At 55.0% G+C, this 20,881-nt stretch carries 18 protein-coding genes; 4 read left to right on the top strand and 14 right to left on the bottom strand.

From position 1 onward, the window contains the following. Positions 1–63 precede the first annotated feature (63 nt). A complete protein-coding gene (locus ACMWL8_RS16450; protein WP_045260037.1) occupies positions 64–882 on the top strand; it encodes a helix-turn-helix domain-containing protein in 819 nt (272 codons plus the stop codon). Here the strand turns inward: ACMWL8_RS16450 and araD are convergent, their stop codons facing one another. The 8 genes from araD to yiaK form a co-directional block, all read right to left on the bottom strand. Beyond that, positions 883–1,578, bottom strand: a complete 696-nt coding sequence (araD, locus tag ACMWL8_RS16445) for an L-ribulose-5-phosphate 4-epimerase (protein ID WP_045260036.1) — start codon at positions 1,576–1,578, stop codon at positions 883–885. Beyond that, positions 1,572–2,432 carry an L-ribulose-5-phosphate 3-epimerase gene (locus ACMWL8_RS16440; RefSeq protein ID WP_045260035.1) on the bottom strand — a complete coding sequence of 287 codons (861 nt, stop codon included), beginning with the start codon at positions 2,430–2,432 and terminating at the stop codon, positions 1,572–1,574. The genes araD and ACMWL8_RS16440 overlap by 7 nt, the downstream gene beginning before the upstream one ends. A gap of 2 nt (positions 2,433–2,434) precedes the next feature. Next, positions 2,435–3,088 carry a 3-keto-L-gulonate-6-phosphate decarboxylase UlaD gene (ulaD, locus tag ACMWL8_RS16435; protein WP_045260034.1) on the bottom strand — a complete coding sequence of 218 codons (654 nt, stop codon included), beginning with the start codon at positions 3,086–3,088 and terminating at the stop codon, positions 2,435–2,437. Next, positions 3,085–4,590, bottom strand: coding sequence for an FGGY-family carbohydrate kinase (locus tag ACMWL8_RS16430; RefSeq protein WP_045260075.1), 1,506 nt, complete (start codon positions 4,588–4,590; stop codon positions 3,085–3,087). Before ACMWL8_RS16430 ends, ulaD begins: the two co-directional genes overlap by 4 nt. Positions 4,591–4,666: 76 nt before the next feature. Beyond that, on the bottom strand, positions 4,667–5,986 hold the full coding sequence (locus ACMWL8_RS16425) for an MFS transporter (RefSeq protein WP_045260033.1): 1,320 nt from the start codon (positions 5,984–5,986) through the stop codon (positions 4,667–4,669). A 42-nt stretch (positions 5,987–6,028) separates the two neighbouring features. Next, positions 6,029–6,955, bottom strand: a complete 927-nt coding sequence (locus ACMWL8_RS16420; RefSeq protein WP_045260032.1) for a DUF4862 family protein — start codon at positions 6,953–6,955, stop codon at positions 6,029–6,031. 26 nt (positions 6,956–6,981) lie between these two features. Further along, the gene (locus ACMWL8_RS16415) at positions 6,982–7,449 is read right to left on the bottom strand and encodes a YhcH/YjgK/YiaL family protein (protein WP_045260031.1); all 468 of its coding nucleotides are present in this window, start codon (positions 7,447–7,449) and stop codon (positions 6,982–6,984) included. 10 nt (positions 7,450–7,459) lie between these two features. Beyond that, entirely contained in the window at positions 7,460–8,458 is a 999-nt protein-coding gene (yiaK, locus tag ACMWL8_RS16410; protein WP_045260030.1) for a 3-dehydro-L-gulonate 2-dehydrogenase, read from the bottom strand. Positions 8,459–8,682: 224 nt separating this feature from the next. Between yiaK and yiaJ the strand changes: the two genes are divergently transcribed. Then, positions 8,683–9,501, top strand: a complete 819-nt coding sequence (gene yiaJ / locus ACMWL8_RS16405) for an IclR family transcriptional regulator YiaJ (protein WP_041911625.1) — start codon at positions 8,683–8,685, stop codon at positions 9,499–9,501. Between the two features lie 4 nt (positions 9,502–9,505). On the opposite strand, the gene avtA is transcribed toward yiaJ, so the two are convergent. Both avtA and ACMWL8_RS16395 read right to left on the bottom strand, forming a co-directional pair. Next, the gene (gene avtA / locus ACMWL8_RS16400; protein WP_045260029.1) at positions 9,506–10,762 is read right to left on the bottom strand and encodes a valine--pyruvate transaminase; all 1,257 of its coding nucleotides are present in this window, start codon (positions 10,760–10,762) and stop codon (positions 9,506–9,508) included. A gap of 201 nt (positions 10,763–10,963) precedes the next feature. Beyond that, entirely contained in the window at positions 10,964–12,994 is a 2,031-nt protein-coding gene (locus ACMWL8_RS16395; RefSeq protein WP_045260028.1) for an alpha-amylase, read from the bottom strand. A 314-nt stretch (positions 12,995–13,308) separates the two neighbouring features. On the opposite strand from ACMWL8_RS16395, the gene ACMWL8_RS16390 reads away from it, so the two are divergent. Continuing rightward, positions 13,309–14,133 (top strand): protein bax, encoded by an 825-nt coding sequence (locus tag ACMWL8_RS16390; RefSeq protein WP_045630274.1) that lies wholly within the window; start codon positions 13,309–13,311, stop codon positions 14,131–14,133. Positions 14,134–14,171: 38 nt separating this feature from the next. Here ACMWL8_RS16390 and xylR read toward each other — a convergent pair whose 3' ends face one another. The 4 genes from xylR to xylF all read right to left on the bottom strand — a co-directional run bounded on the left by xylR (position 14,172) and on the right by xylF (position 19,149). After that, positions 14,172–15,350 (bottom strand): D-xylose utilization transcriptional activator XylR, encoded by a 1,179-nt coding sequence (gene xylR, locus ACMWL8_RS16385; protein WP_041911622.1) that lies wholly within the window; start codon positions 15,348–15,350, stop codon positions 14,172–14,174. A gap of 33 nt (positions 15,351–15,383) precedes the next feature. Continuing rightward, complete coding sequence (gene xylH, locus ACMWL8_RS16380) at positions 15,384–16,565, bottom strand: xylose ABC transporter permease XylH (RefSeq protein ID WP_028015066.1); 1,182 nt, start codon at positions 16,563–16,565, stop codon at positions 15,384–15,386. Next, complete coding sequence (locus ACMWL8_RS16375; RefSeq protein ID WP_063155184.1) at positions 16,543–18,084, bottom strand: xylose ABC transporter ATP-binding protein; 1,542 nt, start codon at positions 18,082–18,084, stop codon at positions 16,543–16,545. Before ACMWL8_RS16375 ends, xylH begins: the two co-directional genes overlap by 23 nt. Positions 18,085–18,156: 72 nt before the next feature. Then, complete coding sequence (gene xylF / locus ACMWL8_RS16370; RefSeq protein WP_045260026.1) at positions 18,157–19,149, bottom strand: D-xylose ABC transporter substrate-binding protein; 993 nt, start codon at positions 19,147–19,149, stop codon at positions 18,157–18,159. Between the two features lie 371 nt (positions 19,150–19,520). Here xylF and xylA point away from each other — a divergent pair, with 371 nt between their 5' ends. Next, positions 19,521–20,843, top strand: coding sequence for a xylose isomerase (gene xylA / locus ACMWL8_RS16365; RefSeq protein WP_088204493.1), 1,323 nt, complete (start codon positions 19,521–19,523; stop codon positions 20,841–20,843). Positions 20,844–20,881: the final 38 nt, after the last annotated feature.

The following is a 20,881-nucleotide window of genomic DNA, read 5'->3' as shown; positions in this document are numbered from 1 at the left end:
TTGATTAATAATCAACGGGTAAGTCGAATATTAACGACAATAAAAGCGGAATGGTGAATATCCATGCTCGAATTATCCATAGCGCTTCCGGTTAAGGTTCAAAATGGCGGGCTATTTATCTCCCGCGGAGTGGGCCGCCACCCTGCGCGAAAATTAACATCATGGGAGATTATTTTTGTCGAAAAAGGGACTTTAACGATCCAGGAAGAAAATCATGTTTTTGATGTTAATGCGGGAGAGAGTTTATTGCTCTGGCCGCAGCGTCGGCATGTGGGCGTGGAGGATTTCCCGGCGGACCTGCGCTTTTACTGGCTGCATTTTGAGGTGGAGCCGCAAGATCCAACGTTACCCAACGCTGCTCCTCTGGCAATAGAACAACACTGCCGCGTAAGGGATGCGGAATATGTGATTGCGCTCTTTCGTCAATTTCTCAGCGAGCAGGAGAAATTACGGCGAAGCCTGGCGCTGGAGATGATTTTATTATTGATTTTACAGCAGGTGTCAAACTCTTCAGGATATGAAGACAGCGCAGATCAGGCCGGCGCGGCGATGGCATGGAAGGCAAAACAGCTTATTCGCACGCAGTTTCATTTACCGATATCCACCTCGCAGCTGGCAAAAGCGTTGCACTGTAATGCAGATTATCTCGGGCGCGTCTTTCGCCGGACTTTCCATTTAACCCTGACGGAGGCGATACATCGCCAGCGCGTCAGGGCGGCGGAAAAACTCCTGCTCAACGACGCTGCGTCATTAACCGAGGTCGCAGCGCGCTGCGGCTTTAACGACGTGGGATATTTCCGGCAGATATTCTCGAAGCATACCGGGTTAACCCCCGCCGTCTGGAAACGGCGGTACTGTAAGGAGCATATTAATTCCGGTTGATTACTGCCCGTAATAGGCATTCGCCCCGTGCTTGCGTAGATAATGCTTGTCCAGCAGCGCCTGCTGCATAGCCGGTAACTGTGGTGCGAGCTGGTGTGAGAACAGGCCCATATAGGCGCACTCTTCCAGCACGACGGCATTGTGGACCGCATCGGCAGCGTCTTTGCCCCAGGCGAACGGGCCGTGGGAGTGAACTAGTACCGCCGGGACCTGCATTGGGCTGAGATCGCGCTCCTCGAAGGTTTTAATGATCACTTCGCCCGTCTGGTATTCGTATTCCCCGGCAATTTCTGCCGTGGTCATCAGCCGCGTGCAGGGGATCGCTCCGTAGAAATAGTCTGCGTGCGTCGTGCCCCAGGCGGGTAAATCCTGTCCCGCCTGCGACCAGATGGTGGCGTGGCGGGAATGGGTATGTACGATGCCGCCAATCTCCGGATAACGGCGATACAGTGCCAGATGGGTTGGTGTGTCAGAGGAGGGTTTTTTACTGCCTTCGACCACCAGGCCGGTGGCAATGTTCACCACCACCATATCCTCCGCCGTCATCACGTCGTACTCCACGCCGGACGGCTTGATCACCATCATGCCGCTTTCGCGATCTATTGCGCTGACGTTGCCCCAGGTAAAGGTCACCAGCTGGTGGGCTGGCAGCGCCAGGTTTGCCGCCAGTACTTCGGTTTTCAGTTGTTCTAACATGTCATGCCTCCTTCCTGCATACGGGCTTCAATCCAGCGGCGTGCCTGGATAATCTCCAGCACCGGCTCTTTGGCTTTTTCGGTCCACATTTCAATCAGAAACGCGCCGCGATAGTTCAGCTTATTCAGCGTGTTAAACACGCCGACAAAATCGACGCAGCCATCGCCAAACGGTACATCGCGGAACTGTCCGGGGCTTTGCGCGGTAACGGGTTGGGTATCTTTCAGGTGAATAGCCGCAATGCGGTCAATGCCCAGCGTCAGCTCGGCGGTTACGTCGTTACCCCACGCGCTCAGGTTGCCAACGTCCGGGTAAACGCTGAACCACGGCGAGGCGAGCATGCTGTCCCACTTTTTCCACTTGCTGATGGAATTCATAAATGCGGTATCCATGATCTCGACCGCCAGCATCACCTGTGCGGCGGCGGCCTGCTCGACGGCCCATGCCAGTCCTTCGGCAAAACGTTGTTGAGTACCTTCATCGTGCTCTTCGTAATAGACGTCATAACCCGCAAGCTGAATGGTGCGAATACCTAAGTCGCGTGCCAGCCTGATGGCTTTGGTCATGATCTCACGGGCGCGCTGGCGCACCGTTTCGTCGCGGCTGCCGAACGGGAAGCGACGGTGGGCAGACAAGCACATAGAAGGGATAGACACCCCGGTTTCCAGCATCGCTTCAACCAGAGAGGCGCGCTGCGTGGTACTCCACTCAAGGCGCGATAAACGCTCGTCGGTTTCATCAACCGACATCTCAACGAAATCGAATCCGCAGCTCTTCGCCAGGACCAGGCGTTCCGGCCAGGAGAGATCTTTCGGCAGCGCTTTTTCATAAATACCTAACGGATGCTGACGCATGGTTACGCTCCCCAGATATCGCGGATTTGCGAATGGAATGCCTGTGCCACCTGCGGCGGATTATCCGCGCCCGCCAGCGCGCGCCCGGCGATAAACGCTTTGACGTTGATTTGCTTAAACAGGGGGAGATCGACAGGCGTGATGCCGCCGGTAATCGAAAGCTGTAAACCGATATCTGAGAGGGCTTTCATTCTGGCGAGATCCGTCTCACCCCACTGCTGACCGCTGGCCTGCGCGTCTCTTCCCCGGTGGTATATCGCCTGTTTTACGCCGATACGTTGCCATGCGCGCGCGTCGTCCAGCGTCCAGTTACCAAAGAGCTCTATCTGGATTTCTCCTCCGCGGCGCAGTGCCACCTCGTGGCCTCGCTCAACGGTGGCCAGCGGAGCGGCGCAGATAATGGTCATCCAGTTCGCGCCCGCGCCAAACGCCTGTTCTGCCAGCGTCTCCCCGGCATCGGCCACTTTCCAGTCCGCCACGATAATTTTCTCCGGGCACTGTTTGCGCAGCGCGCGGACGGCGCTTAGTCCTTCGGTCAGACATAAAAGGGTACCGGCTTCGACGATATCGACGTAATCCACAAGCAGGGCAACATCGCGCTGCGCGGCCTGAAGTGAGGTGTGATCGAGCGCCAGCTGCAGTAATGGTCGGCTCATAGGTCGTGCTCCTTAACCTGGGCGTGATAGCCCTGTAATGCTGAAATCAGTAACTGATAGCGGTGATATTTGCGTTGATAGGCCGCATGGGCGTTCATGTCGGGTTCAATCACCCGGATGTCATGTTTAAGGGCGCGTTGCGCCGTGTGGAAATCGGGATAGATGCCTGTACCGACCAGTGCGGCCAGCGCGGCACCGGAACAGCCAGTCTCTTCTACCTGGGGTAATTGAATTGTCAGACAGCTGACGTCCGCAAGCATCTGCATCCACACGTCCGAATGGGCCGGGCCACCCGTGACGCGCAGTGCCTGCACCTCGGTAAAGCGCTCAAGCATGCGGTTAAGATGGGTCATGTGGCTGAATACCACGCCTTCGTAAACCGCCTGCAGCAGGTGCGCGCGGGTGTGTAGCGCCTGCATGCCGTAGAAACCGCTGGTCATCTCCAGACCCGCGTTGCTGCCGTAGAGGAATGGCAGGAAAATCAGATCGCTTCCGGCTTTTGGCAGACCGATGACGGCATGGTTGATTTCATCGAATGACATATCGCCCCACTGCGCGGTGAGCCACTCAAGATTACCGGAGGAAGTCGGGCTGGCTTCGTGAACGATGTACTGTTGCGGATGAACGTAGCGGCCATAGACGTAGGGGAACGGCTCGCTGTCGCGGATGCCATGCGCAATCCCGCTGGTGACGGCCCAGGTGCCCATTACGGCATTCAACGTGTGTTCGTCGTGTAGCCCGGCGCAGATCGCGGTGGAAACCACATCAAACAGTCCACCAACGACGGGCGTACCCGCCGCGAGACCGGTCAGGGCGGCTGCCTGAGCGGTGATTTCCCCGCAAATTTCTGCTGAACCGACAATCGGCGGCAGGGCGCCGTCAATTTCGCTGATACCGAGCCAGCGTGTGAGCTGTGGGTCGTACTGGCCGGTATTCATATTGTAGAGATTGGACTCCGAAATGTTGCTCTCTTCGCAGGCTTTGGTGCCGGTGAGGCACCAGCGAAGATAATCGTGCGCCATCATCACGCAGCCAATTTTCTCGAAGCGCTGAGGCTCATTCTCTTTTACCCAGCGCAGAAGCGAGGCCGGATGCCCGGTCCACAGCGTCTGGCGCGTATGCGGATAGAGTTTTTCTGGAATGCCGTCCTGCTGCCAGCGTTGCACAATCTCCAGCGCCCGGCGGTCAGAAGAGAGCATGGCGTTGCCCAGGGGCCGATCCTGCTTATCGAGTAGAAACAGTCCTTTGCCCTGAGCAGAAATGCCGACGCCTTTGATCTGCTCTCCGTCTACGCCTGAACGTTTGAGCAGCGTGGCGACGGTAGCGTGGCAGTGCTGCCAGAGCTGGTGCATATCCCGCTCCGCATAGCCTGCGCGTGGGCTGAGCGTGGCAACCGAGCGACGTTCGATACACATTTCCTTTCCCTGGCGGTTGTATAACCCGGCTTTCAGATAAGTACCGCCACAATCGATACCCAGCCAGAAGGGCTCTTTTTCACTCATCTTCATCTCACTTATTCGCCGGGTGGCGCTTCGCTTACCCGGCCTACGGTTCGGTTTAGTGGGTTGGGTGAGGGCATCAGGCCGCACGTTTATGCGAATTCACCGTGGGATTGGGTTCTGCTCCGGCATCACATTTCGCTGGTAACAGCAGGGCCAGCAGCGCAGCCAGTGCCAGAGAAATCGCCAGGCAGTAAACTCCCGCGTCTTTGCTGTACAGCGTTATCAGTACGCCTACTGCATAAGGGCCGCAGAATCCGCCGAGGTTACCAAGCGCATTGATCACACCGCGCGCACCGCCTGCCATTTCGGCGCTAAACAGACGTGCAGGAATCGTCCAGAACACCCCAGCGGTGGACTGCAGGAAGAATCCGCAGCCGACCAACGCGGCATAGGCCAGCCAGGTGTTTGCCTTCAGCGCCACGGAGAGGAACATGCAAAGTGCGAAGCCAATCAGCGGCAGGGAGACAAACAGCTTGCGCTTGCCGGTGCGGTCAGAAAGCGTAGAGAACAGGAACATCCCCGCAATGGCACCGATGTAAGGCAGAATGGCGAGCACCCCGACCTGGCCGATGCTGGTGTGCGTCAGCTCTTTCAGGATGGTGGGCAGCCAAAGGGTATAACCGTAAATCCCGGTCTGGTAGAAGAAGTTCAGGGCGATTAATTGCCACATGGTTTTATCGGAAAGTACGGCGCTCAATGAGGCATTTTTCACCTCTTTTCCGGCGATGGCCTGCTGTTCAGCGGCCAGCGTTTGCACCAGATAGTTTTTCTCGGCCTCTGAGATCCAGCGTGCTTCCTGCGGACGGTCGTAAACGGTGAACGCCCACAGCACCAGCACCACTATGGACATCAAACCTTCAATGATAAAAAGCCAGCGCCAGTCGAGCGCGGTAATAATCCAGCCAGAAAGTGGCGCGGTGATGATCCCGGCAATCGGCACGAACATGATCACAATCGCGTTGGCGCGGCCACGTTCGGCATCCGGGAACCAGTTGCTTATCATCGTTAACACAACGGGCAGCATCCCGCCTTCCGCCACGCCGAGTAAGAAGCGCAGCACCAGCAACTGATACTGGTTTGTGACAATACCGGTCAGGACTGAGATGACTGCCCAGGCGACCAGGGACCAACCGATAAACTTCTTGCCGCTACCATGAACAGCAATCTTGCCGCCCGGAACCTGCAGGAACAGATAGCCGATAAAGAAGATCCCGCCTGCCAGGCCTGCCATGGTGGCGGAAATACCCAGTTCTTCATCCATACCTCCGGGCATCGCAAAGGCGATATTTACGCGGTCCATGTAAGAAATAATGCAGGCGATAAGAATAGGTGGAATGATTCTTAGCCAGCGCTGGCGCGGAATATCCGCATGTAGAGCATTCGTTGAAATATTCATAGTTAATGTCTCTGTGAATGTAATCGGAATATGTTTTTATTTTTATTGTGTCGCTTTATTCATAGCGCTAATGCCGTCACGCAAAATGGCGATGCGATGGCTGACATCAGCATTAGCATTTATTTCCAGTAATTTAATACCGGAGAATTTCAATGTTGCGGCGCTCGCCGCAGTAAAGAGTGATGTAGCCTGTTCAGTCGTCATTAAACTGTCGGCACAGAACGAAGAAAACGGCGCGTGCAGATCCTGCCACTCGCCATATTCGCCGCGTGTGGTGGTGCCAGAGAACATCAGCGCGCCCAATTTTCCGGCTTTACATGCGGCCTGAACGTGTTCAAGCGGAACGGTGGAATTACGGCCTTCAATGGCCGACCGTGCCCAGTTGATGCAGACGCTGATGTCGGTTCCGTTTACCACCTCCAGCACCTGTTCTAAGGGTAAAAAACCTTTACGCGGTGCAGGTCCGGTCATGGCATCGCAGTGTTCCAGCACCAGATCGCAGGACCAGTTCCAGCTCACAATTTCGCGGATTGAGCGGGAGAATGCCTCAGTGGCCTGTTCGACGGATGCGTTCCCGGCCTGCGGCGCCGCCTGCATCTCCAGGGCTATGACTTTTCCCGGAAAACGCACATTTACAGCGTCAATTTTCTGGTGCAGATGCCGGTAAAATTCAACGCATGCTTTACGTTGTTCTTCGTCTGCTGATGCCAGACCAAATGCGCCGTTCGTGCCACGACGGCGCATGGTTTCCATCACCGCCGTGACCACGATTTGCCACTCGTCCGGCGTATGACGGAACAGCCACTCGTCACCGAAAGGATGAAGATTTTCCAGGCAAGGTTGTTCCAGCCCGCGTATGTACGGTGTGTCGGAAAGTTCCCGCCAGAAGGATTGTTCTTCTTGTTCCCCTTTCTGGTGAAACGAGGGTGCGCAGGGGTACGCACCAATAATAAAACCGGTGTTGGTCATTTCGCGTTCCTGTATTCGTCAGAAAATTACAATAATTCGCTAATTGCCACTTTCACCACAATTTTACGAATTACCGTTTCCTTGTTTTTAATACAGGCAGGACGATGAATATCCTGCGGGAAAAATATGGCATAACTGCCAGGTACCATTTCTATAAACGACTCATTTTCGCTGTCGTGATAAAAAATAATATCTCGCTGTTCCAGTAATGATTCGCTTATTTTGTTATTGCCGGTATCAATAGCGATACCGATTTTCTCTTCACCCCAGGCCAGAAACTGAATATCCAGATAGCGGCGGTGCACTTCAGGACGGTTTTCGTGTTGTTCCTTTGTGGTGAGGTCGAGCACCTGGGCAAAAATAGTGCGGCCTTCAATTTCCACCACGCCTGGCTCCAGAGTGGTGAAATCCGTGGTGCGCAGAAAATGAAGCGCTTTTTCAATCGCCAGCGGCAGGCGACACGGATTGGGCTGCGAAATATGTCCGAATATCATCATCCCCTCCTTACAGAGACTGGATTTTCGCCCATACGCTGTCGTCAATGGTTATGCCGTTGCGACGGTTCTCTTCCTGCAGACGCGTGAATTCATGTCCCGGCAAACGAACGGCAACATTCTCATCAGCGCGTTCGGCGGTAGTGATGAAGTCCATGATGCGTTGCAGTTTGGCATCGCGGGTTGGCCCGTCGATCAGGCGATCCACTTCAATAGCGATAAAGATCTGCGATACGCCATATTCGTCGCTGTTGTCCTGGGTCACTTCTGCGACGGAAGAGCCGTTAGAGAGCAGGGTAGCGATCATGTCGAGCACGATGGATAAGCCTGAACCTTTCCAGTAGCCCATCGGCAGAATACGGCGGTTTTTCTCAATCATGCCAGGCTCTCGGGTGAGATTGCCCTCGTCGTCAAAGCCGCCATCTACAGGCAACTCGCGCCCGGCTAGGCGGTTCACTTCCAGCATGCCGTAGGAGAACATCGACATCGACATGTCGACCATGGTGATAGGATTCGACGGGATGGCGACGATCAGCGGGTTTGTGCCGATGCAGCATTCTTTTGATCCCCACGCAGGCATTACTGCAATGGAGTTGGTCCAGCAAATTCCAATGTAACCTTTCTCAGCCGCCTGCCAGCCGTAACTGCCGCCGCGCATCCAGTGGTTGGCGTTACGCAGCGCCACCAGACCGATACCGTGGTCGGATGCCAGTTCGGTGGCGCGATCCATCATCTTTTTCGCCGTCAGGTTGCCGATGGAGCGTCGGGCATCCCACTGTTCGATGGCACCCAATGAGGTCACCCGTTGTGGCTGGGCGTCAGGGATGATGTCGCCCGCATCCAGTTGCTGAATAAAACGCGGGAAGCGGTTTACGCCATGCGAGTAGACACCGGACTCGGTGGTGCGGGCAAACATCTCTGCGCAGGCATCGGCAGTCTCCACTTTTATGCCGCGATCGAGCAGAACCCGATTGAACGCCGCTTTCAACTCTTCGAAGGTCACTTTCATCCCTGTTCTCCTGTTTTTTAGGGGCAAGTGCGAATGCTTTTTTATCGTTAAATTTCACTATACGAAATCTGATTTCAAATATAGCGATCAATTTTTGTCAGATCAACGACATTCATGTTTTTCAAAAATCATTAAAATCAACTGGTTGTGTTTTTTCTGTTGAGATCGTGAACTAAACCACACTTTGCGCTACCATCAGGAGCGCGATAAAAAGGAGCGATTTGATGAGCATGAAAGAGAGCGAAATAACGCAGGAAAAAGAGAGGCCAGCAGGCAGCCAGAGCCTGTTTCGCGGCCTGATGCTGATTGAGATCCTCAGCAACTACCCGAACGGGTGTCCGCTTGCGCATTTATCGGAACTGGCAGGTTTGAATAAGAGCACCGTCCACCGGTTACTCCAGGGTCTGCAGTCGTGCGGGTACGTTACCCCGGCGCCAGCGGCGGGCAGCTATCGTTTGACCACTAAATTCATTGCTGTCGGGCAAAAGGCGCTGTCATCGCTCAACATTATTCACGTGGCGGCCCCGCATCTTGAGGCGCTGAACATTGCCACTGGCGAAACGGTGAACTTTTCCAGTCGGGAAGATGACCACGCGATCCTAATTTATAAGCTCGAGCCGACAACCGGCATGCTGCGTACGCGTGCTTACATCGGACAGCATATGCCGCTCTATTGTTCTGCAATGGGCAAGATCTATATGGCCTTTGGTCATCAGGATTACGTGGCCAGCTACTGGCAAAGCCATCAGGAACAGATTCAACCGCTGACGCGCAATACCATCACTGAACTGAGTGCTATGTACGATGAGCTGGCGGAAATTCGCGATCGCAGCATGGCAATGGATAAAGAAGAGAACGAGCTGGGTGTCTCCTGTATCGCCGTGCCGGTGTTTGATATTCATGGTCGCGTGCCGTATGCGATCTCCATTTCGCTGTCGACGTCACGCATGAAGCAGGTTGGCGAGAAAAACCTGCTCAAGCCTCTGCGCGAAACGGCAGAGGCGATATCAAAAGAGCTGGGTTTTAACGTGCGTGAGGGGTAGCGTGTTACTGGCTGCCTTCGTGCCACGCTTTTTCAATTTCTTCGGCGAGAATCTTGACGCCCGCTTCGATTTTTGCCGGATCGGGCACGTAGTTCATGCGCATGCACTGGTGCGTGTGCGGCCATGGCTTATCCAGACCCGGGAAGAAGTAATCGCCCGGCACCATCAGTACGCCACGCTTTTTCAGTCGCTGATAGAGCAGTTCTGTAGTGATCGGCAAATCCTTAAACCACAGCCACAGGAAAATCGCTCCTTCGGGTTTGTGGATCAGGCAGCGTTCTTCCGGTAAGTAGCGGCGAAGCGTCGCAATCGTCTCCTGAACGCGCTGGTAATAGAACGGTTTGATGACTTCATTAGACAGACGCAGCAGGTCGTTGCGCTTGATCATTTCGCACATCATCGCCGGGCCGATACCGCCCGGTGAAAGGCTGATAATGCCGTTCATATTGGTAATGGCGGTGATGATTTTCTCGTTGGCGATGATGATGCCGCAGCGGCTGCCCGGCAGACCCAGCTTGGAGAGGCTCATGCACAGGACAATGTTCGGATTCCACAGCGGACGAGCTTCGCTGAAGATAATGCCCGGGAACGGCACGCCGTAGGCATTGTCGATCACCAGCGGGATGCCGTGCTGGTTCGCCAGGACATCCAGCTTCATCAGTTCGTCGTCGGTAATCACGTTGCCCGTTGGGTTCGTCGGGCGCGATACGCAGATCATCCCCGTCTCTTCACCAATATGCAGGTGTTCAAAATCGACGTGATATTTGAACTGGCCTTCCGGCAGCAGCTCGATGTTCGGGCGCGCGGAGACGAACAGATCCTCTTCCAGGCCGGAATCAGCATAGCCGATATACTCCGGTGCCAGCGGGAACAGCACCTTTTTGGTGGTGCCGTCGGCACGACGCCCTGCGAAGAGGTTAAACAAGTAGAAAAACGCGCTCTGGCTGCCGTTTGTTAGTGCAATATTCTGTGGTTCGATATCCCAGCCCAGCTCTTCACGCAGCATTTTGGCAAGGAGAGTCAGTAGCTCGGTTTTACCCTGCGGACCGTCGTAATTGCAGAGCGCATCGGTCGCTTTGCCGTTTTCCAGCATCTGCGCGAGCAGCGTCTGGAAATAGGTTGTCATCTCCGGAATTTGCGCCGGGTTTCCGCCGCCGAGCATGATGGCACCCGGTGTGCGCAGCCCGTCGTTGAGGTCCTCCATCAGGCGAGTAATGCCTGAATGGCGGGTGAATTTGTCGCCAAAAAGTGAAAACGTCATAGCAGGTGTTCTATCGAGCTTATTTTGAAAGTGGGTAACCATAACGCTAGCACTGTGCTGGTGCAAATCGGGAGATGTGGTCGGATTTGTTGTTTTGTATGGCCGAGAGGGATTTGTGTAGTGAATAGTTCTGGTGGGTTTCACCCCTCACCCCCGGCTCACTCCCCATGCGGGAAAAGGGCCAGGGTGAGGGGGGGATAATTATTGATTACCCGCCCATACCACCATCACCTTATCGCCCTTGTGCTCGCGCACGAAGCCGTACGCCTCTTTCAGCGAAAGCGTGGTTTGCTTGCCTTCACCGATCGCCGGATGGCGGGCGCGGAACTGGCCCAGCGTTTGCCAGTGGGCGACGGTTAAGGCCTGCTTGCCCGTCACGTCCTGCCAGTTCATATCCGAGCGTGTACCCTGCAGCGGGTCAGACCCCGTCGGGCCAAACGGACGCTCGGATTCATCACCGTAATAGATTTGTACGCTGCCCGGTGCCAGCAGGAGCAGCTCCGCAGCGCGCTGGCCTCCTTCGCGGAACAGGCGTGTGTCATGGGAGGAGAGATAGCTCAGCACGTTGAAGCTTTGCAGCTTTTCCGCCATCTGCTGCCAGGTGAGATCCATATCGGCCAGGCAATCCACCGCTTTTGCCGCCTGCTCCTGATAATCAAAGTTGATCATCGCGTCGAAACCGTGGCGGTAATAGTCGCTTTGCATCACTCCGTGACCCCAGGACTCGCCGGTCATCCAGAACGGTGCGTTATCGAGCTTTTTGTCCGGGTTGGCCCCTTTCCACGCGGCCAGCGCCTGACTAGCCTGGTCCTTTAACTGTTGCCAGGCCGCAAGCTCGACGTGCTTCGCGGTATCCACCCGGAAACCGTCAATGCCGTAGTCGCGCACCCACTGGCTGAGCCAGTGGGTGAGATAGTCGCGCGGGGTATATCCCGGGATGGCTTTCGCGTGGGTATCGGGCTTATGCTGATAAAAGTTGGGTAATCCGGAAGGGGCGGTGGATTCCGTTTTCAGATCCGGTAGGAACGCCAGCGACATGGTTAAATCGTCGAAGCCGGGGTTGTCGTAATCACCAATGTCGGTGCGGATCCATTTCTTGCCCCACCATTTTTCCCATGCGGCTTTGTCGCTAAAGTTGATGTAATCGTTGAAGCTATGCCAGCTTTGGCCCGCGCCCGGCTTCCAGTCCGTCCAGCGGTCGCCCAGGGTCTTTTTCAGCTCATCACCCTGCAGATACAGCGCGCCAAACTGGTACTCCTGCATGTCCGCAAGTGTCGCGTAGCCCGCGTGGTTCATGACGATATCGAACAGGATGCGAATGCCGCGCCTGTGCGCTTCATCAACAAGATGGCGCAGATCATCCTCGGTGCCCATGTTGGCATCGAGCTTCGTCCAGTCCTGGGTGTAGTAGCCGTGATAGGCATAGTGTGGGAAGTCCCCTTTGGTGCCACCGCCTACCCAGCCGTGGATCTGCTCAAGCGGGGAACTTATCCAGAGCGCGTTCACCCCCAGCTGCTGTAAATAGTCGAGCCTGCTGGCGAGCCCTTTAAGATCGCCACCGTGGAAGGTGCCAATCTCCTGCATGCCGTCTTTGTGGCGACCGTAGCTGTTGTCGTTGCCCGGGTCGCCATTCACAAAGCGGTCGGTTAGCACAAAATAGACGGTGGCGTTTTGCCAGCTAAACGGCGCTGGTTTGTCGGTTTCGGCGCGCTCAAGCAGCAGCAGGCCACCACTGCTGGCGGCTGGCTGCAGGGTTATGTTTCCGTTCTGCACCGTCGCGGTCTGTTTGCTGTAGAAATCACGCACCACGGTGCCTTCCGGGAAGGTATGGCTGACGTCCAGCGTCAGCGGTTTACCGTCCCACTTCGGGCACTGGCGGATAACGCTTGCAACCGGCTGTTCTGCGGTGCTCTGAATTGTCAGCAACAGAGTGGGCGTGCCGGATCGGGTATCAATCCGCATCTGGTATTCACCGTCGCGGAAAAGGCGCCACTGCGGCGGAGACCCGTCGCAGGGCTTGAGCGACAGCATCTCATTGAGTTTTATCGCCTCCGAAGGCTGCCAGCACGTCTTGTCAAAACCCAGCGTCAGAGGACGCGTACCCTTCGTAAGCTTTGCCTGGCTGGTGAAAACACCGGTGCCTTCGGCGCGAAATGTGTTAAACCCCGGCGATGACCAGTCGGCATGTGCCAGAGCGGGTAACATCAGAAAAGCTAATGCGGTGCGTTTCATTCCATTTTCCTGTCGCGGCATTTTTGACCAGTGTGCCATCAGGTTGTGGTTAAAAACTCATCCCCCATCGCTTTCTGTCGGGAGGATCTGTGAGGATGAGTGATCCCGCGCGAAATGAGACAGTTATCTGCGATATCGCACACATTTTTTCAGGAATGATGTTTTTATGAGCAAGTTTCAGGTGACATAGTTTCGGATTTGGACTATTTCTATACGTGCTCTTGAAGTCTATTTTTGATATGATTTGAGATTCCGCTCTCAAATTTGTGAAAAAAATAAGGTGTTGGGATGATTACATCCGACCAGGAGACCTAATGATATCGACTCCCATTCGACGATATGGGGCCGCGATACTCATGTTACTCACCACGACATTTTCGGGTGGGGTGCTTGCGAAGACGCACACGGATACAACGAGTAAGAAAGCCCACGTAATAAAGACGACAAGTAGTAAGGTTAGCAGTAAACAAGAGTATTCTCGCAATAGTGCAAAGAGTAGTTCACTTCCTGATTTGCGAAAATACCCTTCCGGAACACCAAGAAAAAAAGCGTTTCTCCGGACGGTAATGCCTTACATAACAAGTCAAAATGCCGCGATTACGGCGGATCGTAACTGGTTAATTTCAAAACAGTACGATAGCCGCTGGTCGCCGTCTGAACGCGCGCGTCTGAAAGACATCACGAAGCGCTATAAACTGAGCTGGAACGGTAACACGCGTCGCGTACCGTGGAATGCTCTCCTTGAGCGTGTGGACATTATCCCAGGCAGCATGGTAGCGACCATGGCAGCAGCCGAAAGCGGCTGGGGAACGTCTAAGCTGGCGCGTAATAACAACAACCTGTTCGGCATGAAATGTGCGAAAGGGCGTTGTAATAATGCGCCCGGCAAAGTGAAGGGCTATTCTCAGTTTGAATCAGTAAAAGATTCCGTGAATGCTTACGCGGTGAATCTTAATACGCACCCGGCCTACTCATCGTTCCGTAAATCACGCGCTCAGTTGCGTAAAGCGGATCAGGAAGTAACGGCCAGCGCAATGATTCACAAGCTAAAAGGTTATTCGACGAAGGGAAATAGCTATAACAACTATCTGTTCGCTATGTACCAGGATAACCAGCGCTTAATTGCCGCCCATATGTAATCTCAAAAAACGCCTTCCAGTGGAAGGCGTTTCCTTTTCTAGATCAGCACCTCGCTGTGGCGATCCCGGTACTCTTTCGGCGTGGTGTCATACTCTTTGCGAAACACCGAATAGAAATACTGCAGCGACGGATAGCCGCACATCTGCGAGATTTCGTTGATCGACAGTGACGTGGAGACAAGCAGGCTGCGGGCCTTCTCCAGCTTTTCCGCATGAATGACGGCATGAATGGTTTCGCCCACCTCTTCTTTGAACCGCTTCTCCAGATTCGAGCGGGAAATGCCCACCGAGTCCAGGACCTGATCGACCTTAATCCCTTTGCAGGCGTGGTTGCGGATATAGTGCATGGCCTGAATGACGGCCGGGTCGCTTAGGGAGCGATAATCGGTTGAGCGACGCTCAACGACGCGGACGGGGGGAACCAGCAGGCGCTGAAGCGGCAGAGCCTCTTTATCCAGCAGACGGTGCAACAGCTTTGCTGCCTGATAGCCCATCTGACGTGTGCCCTGTGCTACGGAGGAGAGCGCCACGCGGGATAGGTAGCGGGTCAGTTCTTCGTTATCAATGCCAATCACGCACAGTTTTTCGGGCACCGGGATATGCAAATGTTCGCAGACCTGCAGCACGTGTCGGGCGCGGGCGTCCGTCACGGCAATAATGCCGGTTTGCGGTGGCAGCGTTTGCAGCCAGTCCGCCAGGCGGTTTTGCGCGTGCTGCCAGTTTTCCGGTGCGGTTTCCAGCCCCTGATAGACCACGCCGCGGTACTTCTCCTGTGCGACCAGCTGGCAAAACGCATGTTCACGCTCCACGGCCCAGCGCTTACCGCTGGTGGCGGGTAAACCATAAAACGCGAAGCGATGGACGCCTTTCTCCTTTAAATGGAGAAAGGCGGCCTCGACCAGGGCATGATTATCGGTGGCGATGTAGTGGACCGGCGGATAGTGTTCGGGTGAATGATACGAGCCGCCGACGCCCACAATCGGCACGTCGACGTCGGTTAGCAGCTGCTCGATGATGGGATCGTCATAGTCGGCGATAACGCCATCACCCAGCCAGTCTTTGATGTTCTCCAGACGGGTGCGGAAATCTTCTTCAATAAAAATATCCCATTCGGATTGCGACGCCTGCAAATATTCACCCACGCCTTCTACCACCTGACGGTCGTAGGCTTTGTTGGCATTGAATAACAACGTAATGCGGTGACGCTTTTCAAACATGGCTCGCTTCCCAATTAAGTCACAATGCGGTTATCAGGCTCGTCGCTTGGTGGCAGAGTCCATCCAGACTGCCAGTAAAAGAATGGCCCCCTTGACGATATACTGCCAAAACGTCGGGACGTCCATCATACTCATCCCGTTATCCAACGACGCCATGATAAATGCCCCCATGACCGCGCCCGCCACGCTACCGATACCGCCTGCGAGGCTGGTGCCACCGATGACGCAGGCAGCGATAGCATCCAGCTCGGCGATGTTACCGGCGGAAGGAGAGCCTGCCCCCAGACGCGAGCTGAGGATCAACCCGGCGATAGCGACCATCAGGCCGTTAATGGCGAAAACCGCCAGCTTGGTACGTTCGACGTTAATACCCGACAGGCGGGCAGCTTCAAGGTTGCCGCCGATGGCATAAATACGACGGCCAAACGCGGTGCGCGTCGCCATAAACATGCCGCCGAGCAGTAACAGCGCCAGCAGCAGTACCGGCGTCGGAACGCCGCGATAGTCGTTAAGAAGCCAGATGGCGCCCAGCACAATGACCGCCGTCAGCGCCTGACGTCCTACCACGGACGTTGACGCTGGCGACGCAAGACCCAGCGCCTGACGGCGCATACGTCCACGCCACTGCCACGCGACAAACGCCAGTAGTCCCACCACGCCGATCGTAAAGCCTATGCTGTCCGGGAGGTAACTCTGGCCAATTTGCGACATCGCCGCGCTGGTCGGGGAGACGGTCGTGCCGTTGGTGATACCGATCAAGATCCCGCGGAAGGCCAGCATTCCCGCCAGGGTGACGATAAACGATGGCACCTTCCGATAGGCAACCCACCAGCCGTTCCAGGCCCCTAAAACCAGCCCCAGTACCAGCGTCACCGCCACGGTCAGCGGCAGCGGCCAGCCGAGCCAGACGTCAAAAATGGCCGCTACGCCGCCGAGAAGACCCATCATCGACCCGACCGACAGGTCGATTTCCGCAGAGATGATCACGAACACCATGCCCACGGCCAGGATGCCGGTGATGGCGGTCTGGCGGAGCAGGTTTGAGACGTTACGCGCGCTTAAGTACGAGCCATCCGTCATCCACGTGAAGAACAGCATGATGACGATAATCGCCGCGATCATCACGAAAACCTGCAGGTTCAGCGCTTTTAGCCCCGCGAACGCGCCGGGCGTCGGAACAGCGACTTTGATATCAGACGGATTGCTTTTCGACATGACGTTCGCTCCTTAAAGCGGCTTCCATCACCTGCTCCTGCGTCAGGTTCTGGTTAATCAGGTTGGCTTTCAGTTTCCCCTCGTGCATGACCAGCACGCGGTCGCTCAGGCCGAGCACTTCGGGTAACTCAGACGAGATGACAATGACGGCAATCCCTTGCTGTACAAGCTGATTAATCAGTTTGTAGATTTCGTATTTGGCACCGATATCGATCCCGCGCGTCGGCTCATCAAGGATTAATATGCGTGGATTGAGGAGCAGACAGCGCGCCAGAATCGCCTTCTGCTGGTTACCACCGCTCAGTCGGCCAATCGCCAGTTCCGGCGAGGAGGTTTTGACCTTCAGCCGGGCAAGTGACTGAAGGATGCACTGCTGCTCGGCGGCATCATCCAGGCTGCTCAGCGCGCCGGAGAACCGATCGAGTGCCGCAAGGGTGATGTTTTTACCCACCGCCATGACCGGTACGATGCCGTCTTTTTTGCGGTCTTCCGGAACCATGGCAATGCCGCGGGCAATCGCCTGCTGGCAGTTGTCGATTCTCACGGGCTGGCCGTCTATATATATCGTGCCCTCCCAGCGCCCTGGCCACACGCCAAACAGGCACTGCACGGCTTCGGTACGCCCGGCACCGACGAGCCCAGCAATCCCAAGAATTTCGCCGCTGTGAAGGGAAAACGAAACGTTATTGACCCGCTTAATGTGGCGGTTAACGGGGTGCCACGCGGTCAGGTTTTCCACGCGCAGCACTTCATCGCCCTTAGTGTGGGGCTCATTCGGGTAGAGCGCGGTCAGCTCGCGGCCCACCATCATGGTGATGATGTCATCTTCACTCATGCCCGCAGCTTCACGCGTGCCAATGTGTTGCCCGTCGCGGATCACGCAGATGGTGTCCGAAATGGCTTTTACCTCGTTCAGCTTGTGCGAAATGTAGATGCAGGCGATACCGTGGTTTTGCAGATCGCGGATGATATTGAGCAGAACCGCAGTTTCCTGTTCGGTGAGCGACGCCGTTGGCTCATCGAGGATCAGCAGCCTGACCTGTTTATTCAGCGCCTTCGCAATTTCGACCAGCTGCTGTTGCCCCAGGCCCAGGTCGCCCACGCGGGTATCCGGTGAAATGTTGAGGCTCACCTGCGCCAGCAGCTTTTCACAGCGGAGCGTCATGGTGTCGTAATCCAGCACGCCGTGGCGGGAAATCTCGGCTCCGAGGAAGATGTTCTCCAGCACGGTGAGATGTTTCACCAGCGCCAGCTCCTGGTGGATGATGGCGATGCCTTTACGTTCGGTGTCGCGAATGTGCGTCGCCTGGATGACTTCACCGGCAAAGACAATTTCGCCTTCGTAACTGCCGTGCGGGTAGATCCCACACAGGACTTTCATCAGCGTTGATTTGCCCGAACCGTTCTCGCCACACAGCGAAACCACTTCGCCAGGGTTCAACCGGAGACTGACGTTGTCGACGGCTTTCACCGCGCCGAAGCGCTTGGTGATGCTTTTCATTTCAAGTAAATAAGGCATAACTGCTCCACATAACCCGAGGGAAGAACAGTACAACGTGATGCGCCCCCGCAGAGCAGGGGCAGCGCCGGATTACAGTTCGCTCTTCTTGTGGAAACCGTCTTTAATAACGGTGACGTCAATGTTCTCTTTATTGACTTCAATTGGCGTGAGCAGGCGAGCCGGAACGTCTTTCAGGCCGTTATTCAGCGTTGCATCTGCTTTAGGTTGCTTACCGTTGCCCAGCTCAACGGCAATTTCCGCCGCCGTATTGGCAAGTTCGGTAATCGGTTTGTAGACCGTCATGGTCTGAGTTCCTGCAATAATGCGTTTTACGCCCGCCAGATCCGCATCCTGACCAGAAATCGCGACTTTACCGGCCAGCCCCTGGGCACTCAGAGCCTGAATAGCCCCGCCTGCTGTGGCATCGTTGGAGGCCACGACAGCATCAATTTTGTTGTTATTGGCCGTCAGCGCATTTTCCATAATCTTCAGGGCATTTTCTGGTAACCATCCGTCGGCCCACTGATCGCCGACCACCTTAATTTTGCCGCTGTCGATGTACGGCTTAAGGACCTTCATTTGCCCTTCGCGGAACAGTTTGGCGTTGTTATCCACCGGCGAACCGCCCATCAGGAAATAATTGCCTTGAGGCACTTTGTCGATCAGGCTTTGCGCCTGTAATTCGCCCACTTTTTCATTGTCGAAGGAAATATAATAATCAATATCGGCGTTATTAATCATGCGGTCATAAGCGAGAACTTTTATGCCTTCCTGCTTCGCTTCTTTCACCACGTTACTTAATACCTGGCCGTTATAAGGGATAATGACCAGAACATCGACTCCCCGGTTGATCATATTCTCGATCTGCGACATTTGCGTTTCTTCATTGCCGTTAGCCGACTGAACAAACACATTCGCACCGAGTGATTCCGCTTTTTTCACAAAAATATCGCGATCTTTTTGCCAGCGCTCCAGACGCAGGTCATCAATCGCCATACCAATTTTGACCTCCTTGGCATGTCCTGCAAAGCTTACAAGGAGGAGCGTAGTGCAGAGCGTTAGGGTCAGGTTCTTTATCTTCATAATTATTAGGCCTTTTTGTAGGGGTATGTGTTGCTGAGATAAAAGAAACATTCACTGCTGGGTCGCAGCAAATTTTTAACGCGGAAAGGCGGGCTGGCAATTACAGATTTTTATCTTCTCATTACGATATTTGGTTTATTTCTGAATTTATGACCGCGATCGGATTTTAAAATTCGTAACGCCTTAATTACATTTGATTCTGGAATGCGCGCCGAAAAATAGTTTGTCTGCGCATTATTTTGCGAGCCAGCGCACAGTTGTGCATTCTCTCAATAGCAGTGTGAAATAACGTAATTGAGCAACCCAAAATGTCTATTCACTATTACTCCTGAATCAACGACTCGCCGCATACCCTGATTATGGAGCTCAATATGCAAGCTTATTTCGACCAACTCGATCGCGTTCGTTACGAAGGCCCAAAAACGACCAATCCTTTAGCATTTCGTCACTACAATCCGGATGAGCTGGTGCTGGGTAAGCGCATGGAAGATCATCTGCGCTTTGCCGCCTGTTACTGGCATACCTTCTGCTGGAACGGCGCCGATATGTTCGGCGTGGGTTCCTTTGACCGTCCGTGGCAACAGCCGGGTGAGGCCATCGAGCTGGCGAAACGCAAAGCCGACGTGGCGTTTGAGTTCTTCCACAAGCTGAACGTGCCGTACTACTGCTTCCATGATGTTGACGTATCGCCGGAAGGGGCGTCGCTGAAAGAGTACCTGAACAATTTTGCGCAGATGGTGGACGTGCTGGCAGAAAAACAGCAGCAAAGCGGCGTGAAGCTGCTCTGGGGTACGGCAAACTGCTTCACCAACCCACGCTACGGTGCGGGTGCGGCCACCAACCCGGATCCGGAAGTGTTTAGCTGGGCGGCTACGCAGGTGGTGACGGCAATGAACGCTACGCATCAGCTGGGCGGCGAAAACTATGTCCTGTGGGGCGGCCGTGAAGGCTATGAAACCCTGCTCAATACCGACCTGCGCCAGGAGCGCGAGCAGATTGGCCGCTTTATGCAGATGGTTGTCGACCATAAGCACAAAATCGGCTTCCGCGGCACGCTGCTGATCGAGCCTAAACCGCAGGAACCAACCAAGCATCAGTACGACTACGATGTCGCCACCGTGTATGGCTTCCTGAAGCAGTTTGGTCTGGAAAAAGAGATCAAAGTGAATATTGAGGCTAACCACGCTACCCTGGCGGGCCACTCATTCCATCACGAAATTGCCTCTGCGATTGCGCTGGGCATCTTCGGATCGGTAGATGCGAACCGCGGCGATCCGCAGCTGGGCTGGGATACCGACCAGTTCCCGAACAGCGTGGAAGAGAATGCGCTGGTGATGTACGAGATCGTCAAAGCGGGCGGTTTCACCACCGGCGGCCTTAACTTTGACGCCAAGGTGCGTCGCCAGAGCACCGACAAATACGATCTGTTCTACGGCCACATTGGCGCGATGGACACCATGGCGCTGGCGCTGAAAGTGGCGGCGCGTATGATTGAAGACGGCGAGCTGGATAAGCGCGTGGCGAAGCGCTACAGCGGCTGGAACAGTGAGCTGGGCCAGCAAATTTTGAAGGGTCAGTTATCGCTTGCGGACATCGCGAAGTACGCTGAACAACAGCAGCTGGCGCCGCAGCACCAGAGCGGGCATCAGGAACTGCTGGAAAACCTGGTTAATCACTACCTGTTCGATAAATAACAGCATCCAGGCCCGGTAAGCGGAAGCGCCACCGGGCA

The sequence above is a fragment of the Enterobacter sp. 04-C-12-SI-ECC genome, assembly GCF_047530715.1.
GTDB classification, from domain to species: domain Bacteria; phylum Pseudomonadota; class Gammaproteobacteria; order Enterobacterales; family Enterobacteriaceae; genus Enterobacter; species Enterobacter bugandensis.
The sequence above is the reverse complement of the archived record's forward strand: the minus strand, read 5'-3'. Positions and strand labels throughout refer to the sequence as shown.